Annotated in this window: 14 protein-coding genes; 6 read left to right on the forward strand and 8 right to left on the reverse strand. The window is 55.7% G+C overall.

Annotated elements, in window-relative coordinates:
- The first annotated feature begins 41 nt into the window (after positions 1–41).
- Entirely contained in the window at positions 42–1,667 is a 1,626-nt protein-coding gene (gene yqeB, locus PGR09_RS04565) for a selenium-dependent molybdenum cofactor biosynthesis protein YqeB (RefSeq protein WP_430915848.1), read from the forward strand.
- Positions 1,668–1,899: 232 nt separating this feature from the next.
- Here yqeB and arcC read toward each other — a convergent pair whose 3' ends face one another.
- The 5 genes from arcC to ygeW all read right to left on the reverse strand — a co-directional run bounded on the left by arcC (position 1,900) and on the right by ygeW (position 8,023).
- A complete protein-coding gene (gene arcC, locus PGR09_RS04570; RefSeq protein ID WP_047042754.1) occupies positions 1,900–2,832 on the reverse strand; it encodes a carbamate kinase in 933 nt (310 codons plus the stop codon).
- Between the two features lie 11 nt (positions 2,833–2,843).
- Complete coding sequence (gene hydA, locus PGR09_RS04575; protein WP_289576496.1) at positions 2,844–4,250, reverse strand: dihydropyrimidinase; 1,407 nt, start codon at positions 4,248–4,250, stop codon at positions 2,844–2,846.
- A 51-nt stretch (positions 4,251–4,301) separates the two neighbouring features.
- Entirely contained in the window at positions 4,302–5,513 is a 1,212-nt protein-coding gene (locus PGR09_RS04580; protein ID WP_430915850.1) for a YgeY family selenium metabolism-linked hydrolase, read from the reverse strand.
- A 63-nt stretch (positions 5,514–5,576) separates the two neighbouring features.
- On the reverse strand, positions 5,577–6,776 hold the full coding sequence (gene dpaL / locus PGR09_RS04585; RefSeq protein ID WP_045392528.1) for a diaminopropionate ammonia-lyase: 1,200 nt from the start codon (positions 6,774–6,776) through the stop codon (positions 5,577–5,579).
- 59 nt (positions 6,777–6,835) lie between these two features.
- Positions 6,836–8,023 carry a knotted carbamoyltransferase YgeW gene (gene ygeW / locus PGR09_RS04590; protein ID WP_015366901.1) on the reverse strand — a complete coding sequence of 396 codons (1,188 nt, stop codon included), beginning with the start codon at positions 8,021–8,023 and terminating at the stop codon, positions 6,836–6,838.
- A gap of 485 nt (positions 8,024–8,508) precedes the next feature.
- Between ygeW and PGR09_RS04595 the strand changes: the two genes are divergently transcribed.
- The 4 genes from PGR09_RS04595 to PGR09_RS04610 all read left to right on the forward strand — a co-directional run bounded on the left by PGR09_RS04595 (position 8,509) and on the right by PGR09_RS04610 (position 13,809).
- Entirely contained in the window at positions 8,509–10,287 is a 1,779-nt protein-coding gene (locus PGR09_RS04595) for a sigma-54 interaction domain-containing protein (protein WP_047042759.1), read from the forward strand.
- A 279-nt stretch (positions 10,288–10,566) separates the two neighbouring features.
- A complete protein-coding gene (locus PGR09_RS04600; protein ID WP_047042761.1) occupies positions 10,567–12,216 on the forward strand; it encodes an OFA family MFS transporter in 1,650 nt (549 codons plus the stop codon).
- Positions 12,217–12,364: 148 nt separating this feature from the next.
- Entirely contained in the window at positions 12,365–13,000 is a 636-nt protein-coding gene (locus PGR09_RS04605) for a carbonic anhydrase (protein WP_015366898.1), read from the forward strand.
- A gap of 110 nt (positions 13,001–13,110) precedes the next feature.
- Positions 13,111–13,809 carry a carboxymuconolactone decarboxylase family protein gene (locus PGR09_RS04610; protein ID WP_316422423.1) on the forward strand — a complete coding sequence of 233 codons (699 nt, stop codon included), beginning with the start codon at positions 13,111–13,113 and terminating at the stop codon, positions 13,807–13,809.
- Between the two features lie 156 nt (positions 13,810–13,965).
- Here PGR09_RS04610 and PGR09_RS04615 read toward each other — a convergent pair whose 3' ends face one another.
- On the reverse strand, positions 13,966–14,175 hold the full coding sequence (locus tag PGR09_RS04615; protein ID WP_015366896.1) for a YdgH/BhsA/McbA-like domain containing protein: 210 nt from the start codon (positions 14,173–14,175) through the stop codon (positions 13,966–13,968).
- Positions 14,176–14,473: 298 nt separating this feature from the next.
- On the opposite strand from PGR09_RS04615, the gene PGR09_RS04620 reads away from it, so the two are divergent.
- The gene (locus tag PGR09_RS04620; RefSeq protein WP_165430646.1) at positions 14,474–14,647 is read left to right on the forward strand and encodes a hypothetical protein; all 174 of its coding nucleotides are present in this window, start codon (positions 14,474–14,476) and stop codon (positions 14,645–14,647) included.
- Between the two features lie 21 nt (positions 14,648–14,668).
- Here the strand turns inward: PGR09_RS04620 and PGR09_RS04625 are convergent, their stop codons facing one another.
- A complete protein-coding gene (locus tag PGR09_RS04625; protein WP_047042767.1) occupies positions 14,669–15,022 on the reverse strand; it encodes an antibiotic biosynthesis monooxygenase family protein in 354 nt (117 codons plus the stop codon).
- A 21-nt stretch (positions 15,023–15,043) separates the two neighbouring features.
- Positions 15,044–15,730, reverse strand: a complete 687-nt coding sequence (locus PGR09_RS04630) for a B3/B4 domain-containing protein (protein WP_047077698.1) — start codon at positions 15,728–15,730, stop codon at positions 15,044–15,046.
- Positions 15,731–15,732 lie beyond the last annotated feature (2 nt).

The raw sequence follows: 15,732 nt of genomic DNA on the forward strand, positions 1-15,732 counted from the left end.
GCCCCGGCTTGGGCGCATGGCGGATATCCATTGAGGTTGTTATGAATATTTTCTCTGAAGCGGCAAAACTCGAAGCACAGAATCGCCCGTTTGCCCTGGCGCAGATTGTCGATAGCCGCGGCTCAACGCCGCGCCATTCGGCGCAGATGTTAATCCGTGAAGATGGTTCGATAGTCGGCACCATCGGCGGCGGCATGGTTGAGCGTAAAGTGATTGAACAGGCGCTGGAAGCGCTCAGCGAAAAAGCGTCGCGCATGTTTCATGGGCGGATGGCGCGCAGCGGCAGCGATGCGGTCGGCTCCGATTGCGGTGGGGCGATGTCGGTCTATATTAGCGTACATGGCCTGCGCCCGCGGCTGGTGCTGATCGGCGCCGGGCACGTTAACCGCGCGGTGGCGCAAAGCGCGGCGCTGCTGGGTTTTGAGGTGGCGGTGGCCGATATCTATTCTGAAAGCCTGAACCCCGACTATTTTCCGCCGACAACGCAGTTGCTGCATGCTGAAACCTTCAGCGAGGCAGTGGATTCCCTGGCGATCCGCGGTGATGACTTTGTGTTAATCGCCACCAATAACCAGGACCGTGAAGCGCTGGATAAACTGATTGAACGACCGGTCGCCTGGCTTGGGCTGCTGGCCAGCCGCCGTAAAGTCCAGGTATTTTTACGCCAGCTGCGGGAGAACGGCGTTGCCGCAGAACATATTGCCCGCCTGCACGCACCGGCTGGCTATAACATTGGCGCCGAAACGCCGCATGAGATAGCGATTAGCATTCTGGCGGAAATCCTGCAGGTAAAAAATCGCGCGCCCGGCGGCCTGCTGATGGCGGCTGCCACGCCTGCGCAGCAGCAGTTGGTCGCTATTCGCGGCGCCGGCGATATCGCCAGCGGCGTGGCTCTGCGCCTTTGGCATGCGGGGTTCAAAGTGGTGATGCTGGAAGTGGCGAAGCCGACGGTTATCCGCCGCAGCGTCGCTTTTGCCCAGGCAGTCTTCGACGGTGAAATGACGGTAGAAGGGGTGATGGCGAAGCGGGTGTCATCCGCTCAGGAGGCCATCCAGGTGATTGAGAATGGCGTGATTCCGGTATTGGTGGATCCGCTGTGCGAATCGCTGACTGAACTGCGCCCTGTCTGCGTCGTGGATGCCATTCTGGCGAAAGAGAATTTTGGTACGCAACGAGAAATGGCGCCGGCGGTAATTGCGCTGGGCCCGGGTTTTTGCGCCGGCGTGGATTGTCATGCGGTGATTGAAACCAATCGCGGCCATTGGCTAGGGCAGGTGATTTACGATGGCAAAGCCCAGGAGAACACCGGGATTCCTGGTAATATTCTTGGGCATACTTCACGACGGGTGATCCGCGCCCCGGGTGCCGGGGTGATGCATGCGAAGGTGGCGCTGGGGGATATCGTTAATGAAGGCGATATCATCGCCACTATCGGCGAGGTCGAGATTATTGCGCCACTAAGCGGTATGGTGCGAGGTTTGCTCAGCGATGGGTTAGTGGTCGATAGCGGCTTTAAAATTGGCGATATCGACCCGCGCGGCGCCAGCGCCGATTTTACCAGCGTCTCCGATAAGGCGCGCGCCATCGGCGGCGGGGTGCTTGAGGCGCTGATGACGCTGATGAATCAGCGGGTAAAAGAGAAAAGCGTATTGTTGTCGGTGGCGTAGATAGCGGCACGAAGCCGCTTTTTTGCCGGGTGGCGGCTACGCCTTACCCGGCCTACCATTCGTGCGACCGGCCTTTAATTTATTCACTACGCTGGATGAAGCCGGTGTTGGTGGCCTCAAAATCCCCGGTGGCGCTAACGCTTACCGGGGCTACAGTACTGTGCGGTCTGGTAGCCCGGATAAGGCGCAACGCGCCGCCTCCGGGAAAACAGTATCTACATTTCGTGCCTTTTTACCCTTCAATAACCGTACCGGTTTTTCCTTCAATTCCTTCTTTGGCTTTATTTAATACGGTGATGAGCGCTTTGCGCCCCGGACGTGAACGGGCGAATGACGCGGCGGCCTCAACTTTCGGCAGCATCGAACCCTTAGCGAAGTGACCCTCACGAATGAACTGTTCGGCATCGCTGAGCGACAGCTTATCCAGCCACTGCTCGTTGGGTTTGCCAAAGTTGATCGCCACTTTCTCGACCGCGGTCAAGATGATCAGCATGTCGGCGTCGATCATCGCCGCCAGTTTAGCGCTGGCCCAGTCTTTATCAATTACCGCGCTGGCGCCGCGCAGATGATTGCCTTCGCGGATTACCGGGATCCCGCCGCCGCCCGCGGTGATCACCACGTGACAGGCATCCATTAGCGCTTTTACCGTCTCTTTCTCAATAATATCGACCGGCTGCGGCGAGGCGACAACCCGGCGATAGCCGCGCCCGGCATCTTCTTTCATGACGTAGCCCTGACGCGTGAGCTGTTCCGCTTCCTGCTCGGTGAAAAAAGAGCCGATAGGCTTGGTCGGATTTTTAAACGCCGGATCGTTGGCGTCGACTTCCACCTGGGTGATGATTGTCGCCACCGGGATATGCATCGATCGCGACAGCAGCTCCTCGCGCAGGGCATTTTGCAGGTCATAGCCGATATAGCCCTGGCTTAGTGCCACGCAGACCGACATGGGCAACATCGGGGTATGGGCCTCGGTTTTGGCTGCGGCTTCGAAAGCAAGGTTAATCATCCCAACCTGCGGGCCGTTGCCGTGGGTCACGACCACCTGGTGGCCATGGGCTATCAGGTCGACAATAGCCTGCGCGGTTTGCTTGACGGCCTGCATTTGCCCGGCCAGATCCTCGCCAAGCGCGTTACCGCCGAGGGCGAGTACAATTTTCTTACTCATGAATGCCTCACTTAAGATGTGGTTTCGCTGACCGGAAGGTGAGCGGTAGTAAAGGGATCGCGGCGTAAAAAACGCCCCTGGCCAGCGCTGCCGGTGAAGGTGCCGTTATCGAAAATAACCCGGCCATGCGATAAGGTCTGGCGAATCGCGCCCTGGCAAATAAAGCCCTCCCAGGGCGAATAGTCGGCGTTGTCATGCAACATCTCATGGCGGATCGTGGTGGTGCGCTGCGGATCGATTATGACGACATCGCCGTCTGCGCCGGGTGCCAATAGTCCTTTTTTCGGCCACAGGCCAAATAGCTTCGCGGGGGTGGCGCTGGTGAGCGCGACGAAACGCTGCGGTGAGATCCGCCCGGTCATGACGCCGTGGGAAAACATGAGCAACAGGCGGTTTTCCACCCCAGGTAGGCCGTTCGGACAGCGGCTGAAATCGCCGCCGGAGAGCTGCTGGCGTTGGGCCATCGAGAAAGCGCAGTGATCGGTCGCCACCACGTCGATCGAGCCATCGGCGATACCGCACCACAGCGCATCATTGTTGCTGGCGTTGCGCAGCGGCGGGCTTAACAAATAGCCCAACGCGTCTTCGCGTTCATAGCACCGGTCGTCAAGCAGCAGATATTGCGGGCAGGTTTCAATCCACACCGGCTGATGCCGCCGCTGGGCGAGACGCAGATAATCCAGCCCCAGGCCGTTGGAGAGATGAACGATATACAGCGGCGCATTGTCGGCGAGCTGGGCGAGGTTGATCATCCGCGCGATAGCCTCCGCTTCACACTCCAGCGGGCGGCTAAGGGCGTGGTAGCGCGGCGCGGTTTTGCCGGCCGCCAGAAATTCGGCCCGTTTACGGGCGATAGCGGCGTCGTTTTCCGGATGAACGGTGGTTAGCGCGCCGGCGCGATGGAGATGGCGCATCGCCTGAAGCACTTCGTCATCGTTCAACTTATACTGGTAGGTCAGGTAGAGCTTGAAGCTGCTAATTCCGGCTTCCACCATCATCGGGATTTCATCGAGGATGGCATGGTTGATATGCTGGATAACGCCGTGAAAACTGTAGTCGATCACCGCTTTGTAGGCGGCATATCCGTGATAGGCCTCTAGCTGGTGACGAAGCCGGCAACCGGCGGGGCCGAAGCCCATATGGTCGACGATAGTGGTGGTACCGCCGCAGGCGGCGGCGCGGGTGCCGGTGAAGAAATCATCGCAGCTGCGGGCGTGCCCGGTATCGATATTAAAGTGAGTATGAACGTCAATGCCGCCGGGCATGACGTAGCAACCTGCGGCATCGATAGTCTGGCAAGGTTCGGTCGGGGTTATCCGTTCGGCGAGCTGGCTGACCAGGCCGTTTTCAATCAGCAGATCCTGTTTTGCCTGGCCGTCGGCGTTGACCACGATGCCGTTTTTAATCAGTACGCGCATAAAAACTCCAGACTCCCGCCGACGCGCGGCGGGAGGAATAACCGTACGAACTTACTCCGTTGCCAGCCAGCTCAGCGGGATTGCGGCGTACATCGCGGCGCAGGTCACCAGATGCTGTTTCCAGGTCTTTTCATTTGGCGCATGGGCTTCCGGCTCTTTACCCGGACCGAAACCGATAACCGGGATGCCGTGACGGCCCATGATGGAAACGCCGTTGGTGGAGAAAGTCCACTTGTCGACCACCGGCGCTTTACCGAACAGCCCTTCATAGGCGTTGCTGAGCGCGCGTACGGTGAAATGATCCTCTTCAACTTTCCAGGTCGGGAAGTAGCATTCCGTTGGATAAACCAGTCCGGTCCATGACGGGCGTTCATAGTTGTACATTGAGACCACGGCGCCAGCCTTCTGCACGGCAGGCAGAGCGCGGATCTCATCCAACGCGCCTTCCCAGGTTTCGCCCCAGGTCAGACGGCGGTCGATAGAAACCGCGCAGCTGTCGGCAACCGCGCAGCGGCTTGGTGAGGTGAAGAAAATTTCTGAAACGGTGAGGGTGCCTTTACCCAGGAATTCATCGTTGCCCAGGTTATGGGACAGCTCTTGCAGCTCGTTAAGAATCGGCCCCATTTTGAAGATGGCATTATCGCCGCGCTCCGGCGCCGAGCCGTGGCAGCTTACCCCCTGAACATCGACGCGAATCTCCATACGCCCGCGCTGGCCGCGATAGATTTGGCAATCCGTCGGCTCGGTACTGACCACGAATTCCGGGCGAATGCCGGACTGTTCGATGATGTACTGCCAGCACAGACCGTCGCAATCTTCCTCCTGAACGGTACCGGTCACCAGCAGGGTATATTCATCTTCCAGACCGAGGTCCTTGATGATTTTTCCAGCGTAGACCATCGACGCCATCCCGCCTTCCTGGTCGGACGCGCCGCGTCCGCCGATCAGCTCATCGGTTTCCATCCCCTGGTAGGGGTCGAAGGTCCAGTTCTTGATGTTACCGATGCCGACGGTATCGATATGCGCGTCCATGGCGACCAGTCGCGGGCCGTGGCCGATATAGCCCAGCACGTTGCCCATCGGGTCGATCTCGACTTTATCGAAGCCGACTTTTTCCATCTCTTCTTTAATACGATGCACGACGCGTTTTTCGTCACAGCTTTCGCTGGGGAGGGCGATCATATCGCGCAGGAAGCGGGTCATATCCTGCTGGTAGTGGTTTGCTTTTTCGACAATCAGTTTGAATGGAATGTGCTTAGCCATGAATTAACTCTCCGGTCCTGATTTCCCGCTTCGCGGGATGAATATGTTGAATAAGTTGAACGTTTATTGTGCTGCCGGCAGCTTGCCTTCCCAGACGACCTCGCGGTAATGCTGCACGTCGGTGTCGCCTTCGGTGCTGATGACCAGCACCACGGAGTGGTTATCAAGCCCCAGTTTGTTCATCAGCGCCTGGCGCTGCGGATGGAAGTGGACGGCGGCCAGCGTCCCGAGCCCGACGGCGCCGGATTCCCCGGAGATAACCCGGTGATCATTGCCGACGGGATTACCGAGTACGCGCATACCGAGGGCGGCAACGGCATCCTGGCAGGAGATAAATTGGGTGGCGCAGTTGCGCAGGATTTCCCAGCCCAGCGGGTTAGGTTCGCCGCAGGCCAGTCCGGCCATGATGGTGGCCATGTCGCCGCCGACGTTGACGATGTCGCCTTTTACCCCGGAGCGATAGATGCAGTCCGCCAGTTCAGGTTCGACGATCACCGAGTGCAAATCGCGGGCGCCGAAGACGTCGACCAGATAGCCGAGCACGCCGCCTGCCATCGCGCCGACACCGGCCTGCAGGAAGACGTGGGTAGGGCGAGCAATGCCCATCGCCGCCATCTGTTCTACCGCTTCATCGGCGAGGGTGGCGTAACCTTGCATAATCCAGGTTGGGATTTTGGTGTAACCTTCCCATGCGGTGTCCTGTACCACTTCCCAGCCGTTTTTCTGCGCGGTTTGCATGGTAAAGCGCACGGTATCGTCGTAGTTCATATCGGTAACGATACATTCCGCGCCGAGGCGCAAAATGGCATCCACGCGTTCCTGCGCTGAACCTTTCGGCATGTATACCACCGCGTTTTGCCCTAGCTGCTGGGCGGCCCAGGCGACGCCGCGCCCGTGGTTGCCGTCGGTGGTAGTGGCGAAAGTCATCTTCTCTTTGATGGTGGATTTCAGGGTATCAAACGAGAAGGCGTTAATATCGAGACGGTATTTTTCACACAACAGCTGGGCGATGGCGTAGGCGCCGCCGAGCATTTTGAAGGCGTTGAGGCCAAAGCGCTGGGATTCATCTTTTACCAAGATGTTCTTTACGCCGAACAGCGCCGCCAGTTCCTTCAGGGCATAAAGCGGCGTCGGTTGGTAACCGGCGATTTTTTGATGAAAATGACGCGCCTGTTGCGCCTGCTGACGGGAAAACAGCGGCGAGGTTTCACCGGTAAAGAAGCGGTTGTCGGCAATATCCATTTTCAGCGAAAAAGCAGACATATTCTGTCCTTATCCTTCTTTGGAGTCGGGAAAGCCGGCCCGCAGACCGGCTTGCGAGGTTATTTGATGCGTTTTTGCGCGTCCTGCAGCAGTTGCTCCAGCAACTGACCGGGTTTGGCATATTTGCGACAGAGGATCATGGCGGCGATGATGTACGGCTTCCAGCTGGCCTCTTTATAGGTGGCGATACGGTATTTTTCGAACACCGCTTCGGTGACTTCGCCTTCCTCGCAGGAGACGCCGGTAATATCCGCCGGCAGGCAGTGCATATACAGCGCGTCACCGTCTTTGGTGTGCTTCATCATCTCTTCGGTACAGTGCCAGTCTTTGTGATTGGCGTTCTGGGCGAGACAGGCTTTTTCCAGTGCTTTCAGCCCGTCATGGTCGTTGGCGCGCAGTAGCTCGGTGCGCTGTTCCATCACTTTGTATGGCGCCCAGGATTTCGGGTAAACGATATCGGCGTCTTTAAAGGCTTCCGCCATATCGGTGACCTGACGGAAGCTGCCGCCGGATGCCGCGGCGTTTTTCTTCGCCACTTCGATAACATCCGGGATCAGATCGTAGCCTTCCGGATGGGCGAGGGTGACGTCCATACCGAAGCGGGTCATCAGACCGATGATCCCCTGTGGAACGGAAAGCGGTTTGCCGTAGCTGGGCGAGTAGGCCCAGGTCATGGCAATTTTTTTACCTTTCAGATTTTCCAGCGAGCCGAAGTGTTCACGCAGCCAGGCCAGATCGGCCATCGCCTGCGTCGGATGGTCGATGTCACACTGCAGGTTTATTAATGCCGGGCGCTGCGGCAGCACGCCCTGTTTGTGGCCGTCATCCAGCGCTTCGCCGACTTCACGCATATAAGCGTTGCCGGCGCCGAGATACATATCGTCGCGGATACCGATGGCGTCAGCGCAGAAGGAGATCATATTGGCGGTTTCACGTACCGTTTCACCGTGGGCGATCTGCGACTTGCCTTCGTCGAGGTCCTGCTGCGCCAGGCCGAGCAGGTTTAACGCCGAGGCATAAGAGAAGCGGGTGCGGGTCGAGTTATCGCGAAAGACCGAAATACCCAGCCCGCTGTTAAAAACTTTGGTAGCGATGTTTTCCGCCCGCAGCGTTTTCAACGCCGCGGCGACATCCAGCACCTGCTTCAGCTCGTCCGGCGATTGCTCCCACGTCAGCAGGAAGTCTTTTTCATGCAGGTTGGAGTTGAGCTTATTGATATCCTTGATCAGTTCGTTAACAGTTTTCATATTTCGATCCTGGTAGTGAATGACGGCTTATTGATTGCTGTGCAGTCGAAATGACATTGATGTAAGTGGCGACGGCCAGCGCTGTATTACCACTAACAATAAGCGTGCCAGTTGTAATTCAGTCGCGGTGCGCGAGCGAAAAAGTCGGGAATTATGCGAGGCAGGTCACGAAAAATGGCTTATAACGGTCAATTGATAGAAATGAAATTCATTCGCCAGTTGTCACGATAAATTTAATTTGATCCATCAGACGAGCGTGGATATCGTTCTGCGACGGTGATTTCGACACCAAAATGATAATTTTGGCCTGTGGATTATCATATTGAGAGGAAAATGTGATACCTCTTCCATATTTTCTTTAAGCCGTAAAAAAGCGCAGGGTTGGTACCTTTTTTCAAGTTGCGCAGCGGTAGTATGATAAACGCAGAATAAAAAGAGTCGATCTTCAGCATTCTCTTTCGGCTACTGATATTAAAAGGTCAATTATGATTCCCTCCAATTCTCTATCCGTTTTAATGCAGATTCAGCCAACGATTCAACGTTTTGCCCGCATGCTCTCCAGCGTGTTACAACTCGAGGTCGAGATTGTCGATAATACGCTGTGCCGCGTCGCCGGTACCGGCGCCTACGGTAAATTCCTGGGGCGAAAATTAAATACAGATTCGCGACTTTTACGTTACATAATAGAAACAAAAAAAGAAAAGGTCGTGACTCATTCGCGTTTTGACCCCTTGTGTAAGGGGTGTACCAATAAAGAGAACTGTAAAGAGAAGGCATTTCTGGGCACCCCGGTCATTTATCAGGAACAGTGTGTCGGGGTTATTAGCCTGGTCGCCCTAACTCGCGAGCAGCAGGAGCGAATTAATGACAACCTCCACGAGTTCTCAGATTATGTACGACACGTTTCTTCAATATTTGTCTCCCGCCTGTTAGAAGACCAGGGTGGGGGAGACAATATGCTAAAAATGTTTTCCACCATGATTGAAAACATGGATCAGGGCGTGCTGGTGGTTAGCCAGGATCAAAAAGTTAAATTTGCCAATCAGGCGGCAATGAAAATCCTTGGCGCGAATCACGGTAGTATGATTGGTAAAACTATTCATTTTCGTCCGCTGACTTTTGCGCAAAATTTTATTCGCGGCCACGTTCAGCACGTCATTTCTTTTGATGATAAGAAAGAGCTGATTATCGGCCAGCTGCACGCTATTCAGGATCAATGGCTGTTCTTAATGGCCTTCCATCAGTCGCATTCGTCGGCCGATCTGGCGCCGCCGCAGGATGGCCCGCAGATTGAACAGATGGTTGGCGAATGTCGGCCAATGCGTCAGCTGAAAAAACTGATTACCCGTGTGGCGCCAAGCCCGTCGAGCGTAATGATCGTCGGCGAAAGTGGAACCGGCAAAGAGGTGGTCGCTCGCGCGGTGCATAAGCTCAGCGACAGACAGGCAAAGCCTTTCATCGCCATCAACTGCGCGGCCATCCCCGAGCAGCTACTGGAGAGCGAGCTCTTTGGTTACGTCAAAGGCGCATTTACCGGGGCGTCGGCAAACGGCAAGACCGGGTTGATTCAGGCAGCTAATCACGGCACGCTGTTTCTCGATGAAATCGGCGACATGCCGTTAACCCTGCAGGCTAAGCTGCTGCGGGCGATTGAATCGCGCGAAATTCAGCCGGTGGGGGCGAGTCATCCGGTGCCGGTCGATATCCGCATTATTTCGGCCACTAACCAGAATCTTGAGCAGTTCATTGCCGAAGGCAAATTCCGCGAGGATTTGTTCTATCGGCTTAATGTCATCCCACTGCGCCTGCCGCCGTTGCGCGAGCGTCAGGATGATATCGAATTGCTGATTCACTATTTCCTGCACCTGCACACCCGGCGGCTGGAGCTGGTTTATCCCGGCGTGTCCCCGGAAGTTATCGCCTTACTGAAGAACTACCGTTGGCCGGGCAATATTCGCGAGCTGAGTAACCTGATGGAGTACCTGGTTAACGTGGTTCCCTCCGGTGAGGTGATCGATCTGTCGCTGTTGCCGCCAAATCTTATCAGCAGCGGCAAAGTCAACGAGCGTGAAAGCACCGGGGCGGCGCCAGCCAGCGTTGCGAAAGAAGAAGAGGGGGGAACGGCGCTGGAGGAGATGGAAAAGCAGATGATCCGCGATGCTTTGACGCGTTATAGCAATAAAAAGCAGGCCGCCGATGAACTCGGGATCGGCATTGCGACGCTATATCGTAAAATCAAAAAATATGAACTGGTCGGGGTTTGATAACCCGTATCACTCTGAGAGCAATGTTTATCAAAATCGCCGATCGTTATTGATCTGGCATGCATCACGCGCCGAATACCCGGAAAAGAGAAAATCACTACCGCTGATTTTCTCTTTTTTTACAGCTTTCAACTCCTCCCTCCTGGCTTAACTGTTCTGCTTGCTCGCTTCAGTCACCATTTTCTGTTCGTTTTTTCAGCAGGTGGCATTGTTCTTGCCTTTACCGTTTGCCATCGGCTGCTGCGATAGCCGGCAAACAAACATGATAAGGACAGGAACATGGTGCAGATAAATGAGAATCTCGCGACTCCGCCCGTTTCATCGTTGAGTCGTTTTTTTGCTAAGCCCCGCATTATTGCTAAACCTGGATTTAACCGCTGGTTGGTCCCACCGGCGGCGCTGGCGGTGCATTTGTGCATTGGTATGGCCTACGGCTTTTCAGTCTACTGGCTGCCAATGTCGCAGCTGATCGGCGGCAGCGCGCCGCTGCAGTGTCCGGTCGATATGTCATTCTGGCAGCAACTGGTTACCCGCCAGTGCGACTGGAAAATTTCCCTGCTTGGCTGGACCTATACGCTGTTCTTCGTTTTTCTCGGCTGCTCCGCGGCGCTCTGGGGGAGCTGGCTGGAGAAGGTTGGCCCGCGTCTGGTGAGTTTCGTTGCAACCCTTTGCTGGTGTGGCGGCCTGCTGCTGGCGAGCGCGGCAATCTATTTTCATCAGTTGTGGCTACTGTGGTTGGGCGCCGGTGTGATTGGCGGCATTGGCCTGGGGCTTGGCTATATTTCGCCGGTCTCAACGCTGTTGCGCTGGTTTCCCGATAAGCGGGGGATGGCCGCGGGAATGGCGATCATGGGCTTCGGCGGCGGGGCGCTGGTGGGTGCGCCGCTGGCGAATTGGCTGATTAATTTTTTCGCCGATGGTCAGGAAACTGGGGTATGGCAGAGCATTCTGGCGCTGGCGGTGATTTATGCGCTGTTTATGCTCTGTGGGACATTCGGCTATCGCCTGCCGCCGATGGGCTGGCATCCGCGCGGCGCGAAAGCGCAGCAAGTCATCGGCAAACAGCCAACCATTCAGGTTCACGTCAGCGTCGCGTGGCGCACCCCGCAATTCTGGCTGCTGTGGCTGGTGCTGTGGCTCAACGTTACCGCCGGGATCGGCATTCTCGGCATGGCCTCGCCGATGCTGCAGGAGATTTTTGCCGGTAAGTTACTATCGCTGGATCTGGGCTGGCAGGAACTTAATACAGAACAGCTGAAACGTATCGCGACGATGGCGGCGGGATTTACCGGCCTACTCAGCCTGTTTAATATTCTGGGGCGCTTTTTCTGGGCTTCTGTTTCCGATATGTGCGGCAGGAAGGTCACCTTCGCGCTGATCTTCTTTCTGGGAACCCTACTTTACGGCACGCTGCCGCTCATTAACCACGGCGGCTACGTGGCGTTTTTTGTCTGTGCGCTCTGCGTGATTATCTCTATGTACGGCGGCGGGTTCGCGACCATCCCGGCGTATCTCGCCGATGTATTTGGCTCACAAATGGTTGGCGCGATCCATGGCCGTCTGCTGACTGCATGGTCGGCGGCCGGGATCAGCGGCCCGGTGCTGGTCAACTATTTGCGTGAATACCAGCTGGCGCAAGGCGTGGAACCCGCGAGAATATATGACATCACGCTGCTGGCGTTGACCGGGTTGCTTATCATCGGCTTTATTTGTAATCAGCTGGTTCGGCCGATTTCGCAGAAATATGCCATGACCGCGGAGCAACAGCAGCAGGCGAGGGGCCTGTATACTATCAATAAAGACGCGCAGCTGAGCTGGGAACCGACGCCCGCGCCGCTGCTGCTGACGCTAAGCTGGCTGGCGGTCGGCATACCCTTGCTGTGGGGGATGGGGACCACCTTGCAACAAGCGGTGAAGTTCTTTATGTAGACCCACAGAGGTAAGCACCCAAAGGAGAGGTTGGGTGCTTATTGTGCAGCTATTACCAATAACGATTCCCATTCTGCGCTTCGGTGATACACTAACTAAATGTGATCTTTGTCATATCGTAATTACTACAGAGAAAAGAGACACTGCTATGCAACATATCATTGAGGGCTTCCTCAACTTCCAGAAAGAGATTTTCCCGCAACGCAAAGAGCTCTTCCGCAGCCTGGCGTCGAGCCAGAATCCTAAAGCGTTGTTCATCTCTTGTTCCGATAGCCGCCTGGTTCCGGAACTGGTTACCCAGCAGGAACCTGGGCAGCTGTTCGTTATTCGTAATGCCGGTAATATTGTGCCCTCATTTGGACCGGAGCCGGGCGGCGTGTCTGCCACCATTGAATATGCCGTTGTCGCCCTTGGCGTGACGGATATTGTTATCTGCGGTCACTCCAACTGCGGCGCGATGAAAGCCATCGCCACCTGCCAATGTCTGGAACCAATGCCTGCCGTTTCCCACTGGTTGCGCTACTCCGACGCGGCGAAAGCGGTGGTTGAGAAGAAAACCTGGGCCAGTGAAACCGATAAAGTGAACGGTATGGTGCAGGAAAACGTCATTGCCCAGTTGAACAACATTAAAACGCATCCATCGGTCGCGGTTGGCCTGCGTGACAAAACCCTGCGTCTGCACGGCTGGTTCTATGATATCGAAAGCGGCGATATTCGCGCGCTGGATAAAGACACCAAAACCTTCGTTTCATTGTCGGAAAACCCGGAAGTCTACTTCGAATAATATCCCCCAGGGCAAGGAAGCCCTGAGCATCGTAATAGATAATTCATGAGCCCATCTCATAGGTCTGTTCGTTAACACCTGGCTAATCAACGCCCTGCCAAGTTTCTATAATCCTCTTCTCCTGTCGATACTTTCCGCTTGGAGAACAAACGATGCAAAACCCATTGAACGCGCGCCAACAGGCGCTGATCCCGGTTGGCGCCCTGGCCGCTGAAGGCAATATCGCGGCATTGGCCCCGGCGCTGGAGACCGCGCTTGATATCGGCCTGACAATAAATGAATTAAAAGAGACGCTGGTGCAGTTGTATGCCTACTGCGGCTTTCCGCGGAGCCTGAATGCGCTCTCCTGCCTGATGAGGGTGATAACCGAGCGCCAGGCGCGAGGCGTTATTGATAACGAGGGGGCGACAGCGACCCCGTTACCGGAGAACTGGGATAGCCTGCAGGCCGGTAGCCGTAATCAGACACAACTGGTAGGGCAAACGGTCAGCGGACCGCTATTTGATTTTGCGCCGGCCATTGACTGCTATCTGAAGGCACATCTGTTTGGCGATATTTTCCAGCGTGACGTTCTGGATTGGTCGACGCGCGAGCTGGCGACGATCTCAATGCTGGCAGCGCTATCCGGCGTGGAAAGCCAGCTGAAGAGCCATTACGCGATTAGCCTGCACAACGGCCTGACGGCGCAGCAGCTGCGCGGATTTATTAACGTGTTGGCGACAAAAGTCAGCGCTGGGATAGCGGATAAGGCCTCGGTGGTGCTGGAACAAGTGGTTATTGAGCAGCAGCAGGATGGAAAAGGCGTTTAATGGCTGCGGTCTCTTCCAGCCGGTTGAATCATTGGCGGAGAGTACATCTCATTAATGGTTGGAAGAGGTGAACGACGGAGGGGACAACAACATTGTCTTCGCTAAAAAGCAGCGCGGCGCGCCAGAGAGAATGTCTGACGCGCCATGCTCGCACTATTATTTGCTCAGTTCGGCAGTCATATAGACGCGGTTATTGAACTGGGCGCTGGTGATTTTATAAGACGCGCCTTGCTCTGCAGCCTGCGCGGCAATTTTCGCTTCCGCACGGTCGAGGGTCGAAGCGGTTGCCGTCACGCTCTGCGCGAAAGCACCGAATGACATCAGGGACAGAACGGTAACAGCAGCAAAAGTTTTGATGGATTTCATGGTCATATTCCTTAAATTTTTTGTTTGGGGAGGAGCACTGTTGCTCCGATGTGATAAGAATAGAACCAATGCCGGTTGTTTAAAATCGAAACAATTTGCGTATCTCATTCAAAATTTATGATCAATATTGGCGGCGAATGTTTATCTGAAACGGAGGCGGGGATGATAGGGCGGGCTGATAGGGTGGCGGCTTTACAAAGCCACACAAATGTTGAAGGAACTTGCCGTAAAGCGTGCTACTCTCTATCTGAAGTTGTTGAATTTACTACGGAATGGTTAACGCCTGAAGGAGAACGCTATGGTAATGACCACGCTATCCCCCTTAGTAGTGACGCGTTGGAGTGAAAGCCCGGCGGTGCAGGAACTACAAGATACCCAATTGCTGCGGCCTTGGGCAAAAGCCACCGCCTGCTGTCGTAGCAAGAAAGCCTGGAAGAGGCGTTATGTCACTCGCCAGAAACAGGCCGAATAAACCGAAACGGTATTTGCCGGTCTATTCCTGGTGTTGCGGTTGATAGCGTAGTGGATACTCCGCAAGTGGATGGGGCAGGTTCATATTATGGCTGCCCTCAATCTCGGCAACGATGGTTTGATAACCGGCAATCCAGCGTTGCCCCTGCGCTTTAGCCTGCTGGTGTTGCAGATGGTTCATCATCATTTCCATAGACTGTCGGTCACGCCAGTAGTAATTATTGATGATTCTGCCGCTGGCGGCATCATGATAGCTCTCCATCCCGATAAACCCTTCTAGCGACCGGGTGTAGCGTTCGATTACGCCGTCCAGTTGATAAAAGTCGTCGTCGTACTCTTTCTTCTCGAAGATAAAACTGGTTAAAAATAGTGACATCGCCTGCTCCTGCGCCTGCCTTTACAGACTGATTAACGTGGACTGGTGACTCAGGCCGGGCATCATCTGCTCCAGTCCCTCGGTAAGCATCCGCCCGGCCTCATGCAGCGCTTCGAGCGGCATTTCCGGCAGGCTTTCCAGAATAAACCACATCTGCGGGTCGCGAGCGCTCAGACGGGTGCGAACTCCTTGTCGCCAGTTCCAGCGGCGGCAGGTAACGCCGCGATCGTCACGCCAAATGACTTCTCCCGGCTCCGCTGATTCAACGGCGGCTAAGCCTTCCTTCATCGTATCAAAAAGCTCAGAACCGTCGGCGATAACCAGACGCGGCGCGCCGCAATAGGCGGCGATGTTCTCCCCCCCGACCGGAACGGCATACCGCAGGCTGACGGCATTGTAGAGGTCAACGACCGGGTCAATTGCCGGCATGGCGCCCTCGCGCAGTACGCGTTTACGCAACGCCTCCGCGGAGCAGGGCGTGCGTTTTGGCTTAGCGCCAAACGTTTTGAATACCGTAGACCAGGCCGCGAGATGATCTTCCGCCCAGGCGGGCTGTCCGGCTAATACCGCCTGACAGGCTGTGGCCAGCGCGGCTTCACCGATAGAAGCATCACGTAGCGGCGCAGCGTTGACGGTAATACTCAGCGCCCGAAACCCCGGGGCGATCGCGGCTAACTGTGGGCTAATTGACGGTAATGGGTGAGACATTG

The organism is Klebsiella sp. 141251 (assembly GCF_050600725.1).
GTDB classification, from domain to species: Bacteria; Pseudomonadota; Gammaproteobacteria; order Enterobacterales; family Enterobacteriaceae; genus Klebsiella; species Klebsiella aerogenes.

Excerpts from the sequence above, each read along its gene's own strand:
- PGR09_RS04580 (WP_430915850.1), bottom strand. The coding sequence starts at position 5,513 with ATGGCTAAGCACATTCCATTCAAACTGATTGTCGAAAAAGCAAACCAC.
- yqeB (WP_430915848.1), top strand. The coding sequence starts at position 42 with ATGAATATTTTCTCTGAAGCGGCAAAACTCGAAGCACAGAATCGCCCG.
- PGR09_RS04605 (WP_015366898.1), top strand. The coding sequence starts at position 12,365 with ATGCAACATATCATTGAGGGCTTCCTCAACTTCCAGAAAGAGATTTTC.
- PGR09_RS04625 (WP_047042767.1), bottom strand. The coding sequence starts at position 15,022 with ATGTCACTATTTTTAACCAGTTTTATCTTCGAGAAGAAAGAGTACGAC.
- ygeW (WP_015366901.1), bottom strand. The coding sequence starts at position 8,023 with ATGAAAACTGTTAACGAACTGATCAAGGATATCAATAAGCTCAACTCC.
- hydA (WP_289576496.1), bottom strand. The coding sequence starts at position 4,250 with ATGCGCGTACTGATTAAAAACGGCATCGTGGTCAACGCCGACGGCCAG.
- PGR09_RS04600 (WP_047042761.1), top strand. The coding sequence starts at position 10,567 with ATGGTGCAGATAAATGAGAATCTCGCGACTCCGCCCGTTTCATCGTTG.
- dpaL (WP_045392528.1), bottom strand. The coding sequence starts at position 6,776 with ATGTCTGCTTTTTCGCTGAAAATGGATATTGCCGACAACCGCTTCTTT.
- arcC (WP_047042754.1), bottom strand. The coding sequence starts at position 2,832 with ATGAGTAAGAAAATTGTACTCGCCCTCGGCGGTAACGCGCTTGGCGAG.
- PGR09_RS04595 (WP_047042759.1), top strand. The coding sequence starts at position 8,509 with ATGATTCCCTCCAATTCTCTATCCGTTTTAATGCAGATTCAGCCAACG.
- PGR09_RS04630 (WP_047077698.1), bottom strand. The coding sequence starts at position 15,730 with ATGTCTCACCCATTACCGTCAATTAGCCCACAGTTAGCCGCGATCGCC.
- PGR09_RS04615 (WP_015366896.1), bottom strand. The coding sequence starts at position 14,175 with ATGAAATCCATCAAAACTTTTGCTGCTGTTACCGTTCTGTCCCTGATG.
- PGR09_RS04620 (WP_165430646.1), top strand. The coding sequence starts at position 14,474 with ATGGTAATGACCACGCTATCCCCCTTAGTAGTGACGCGTTGGAGTGAA.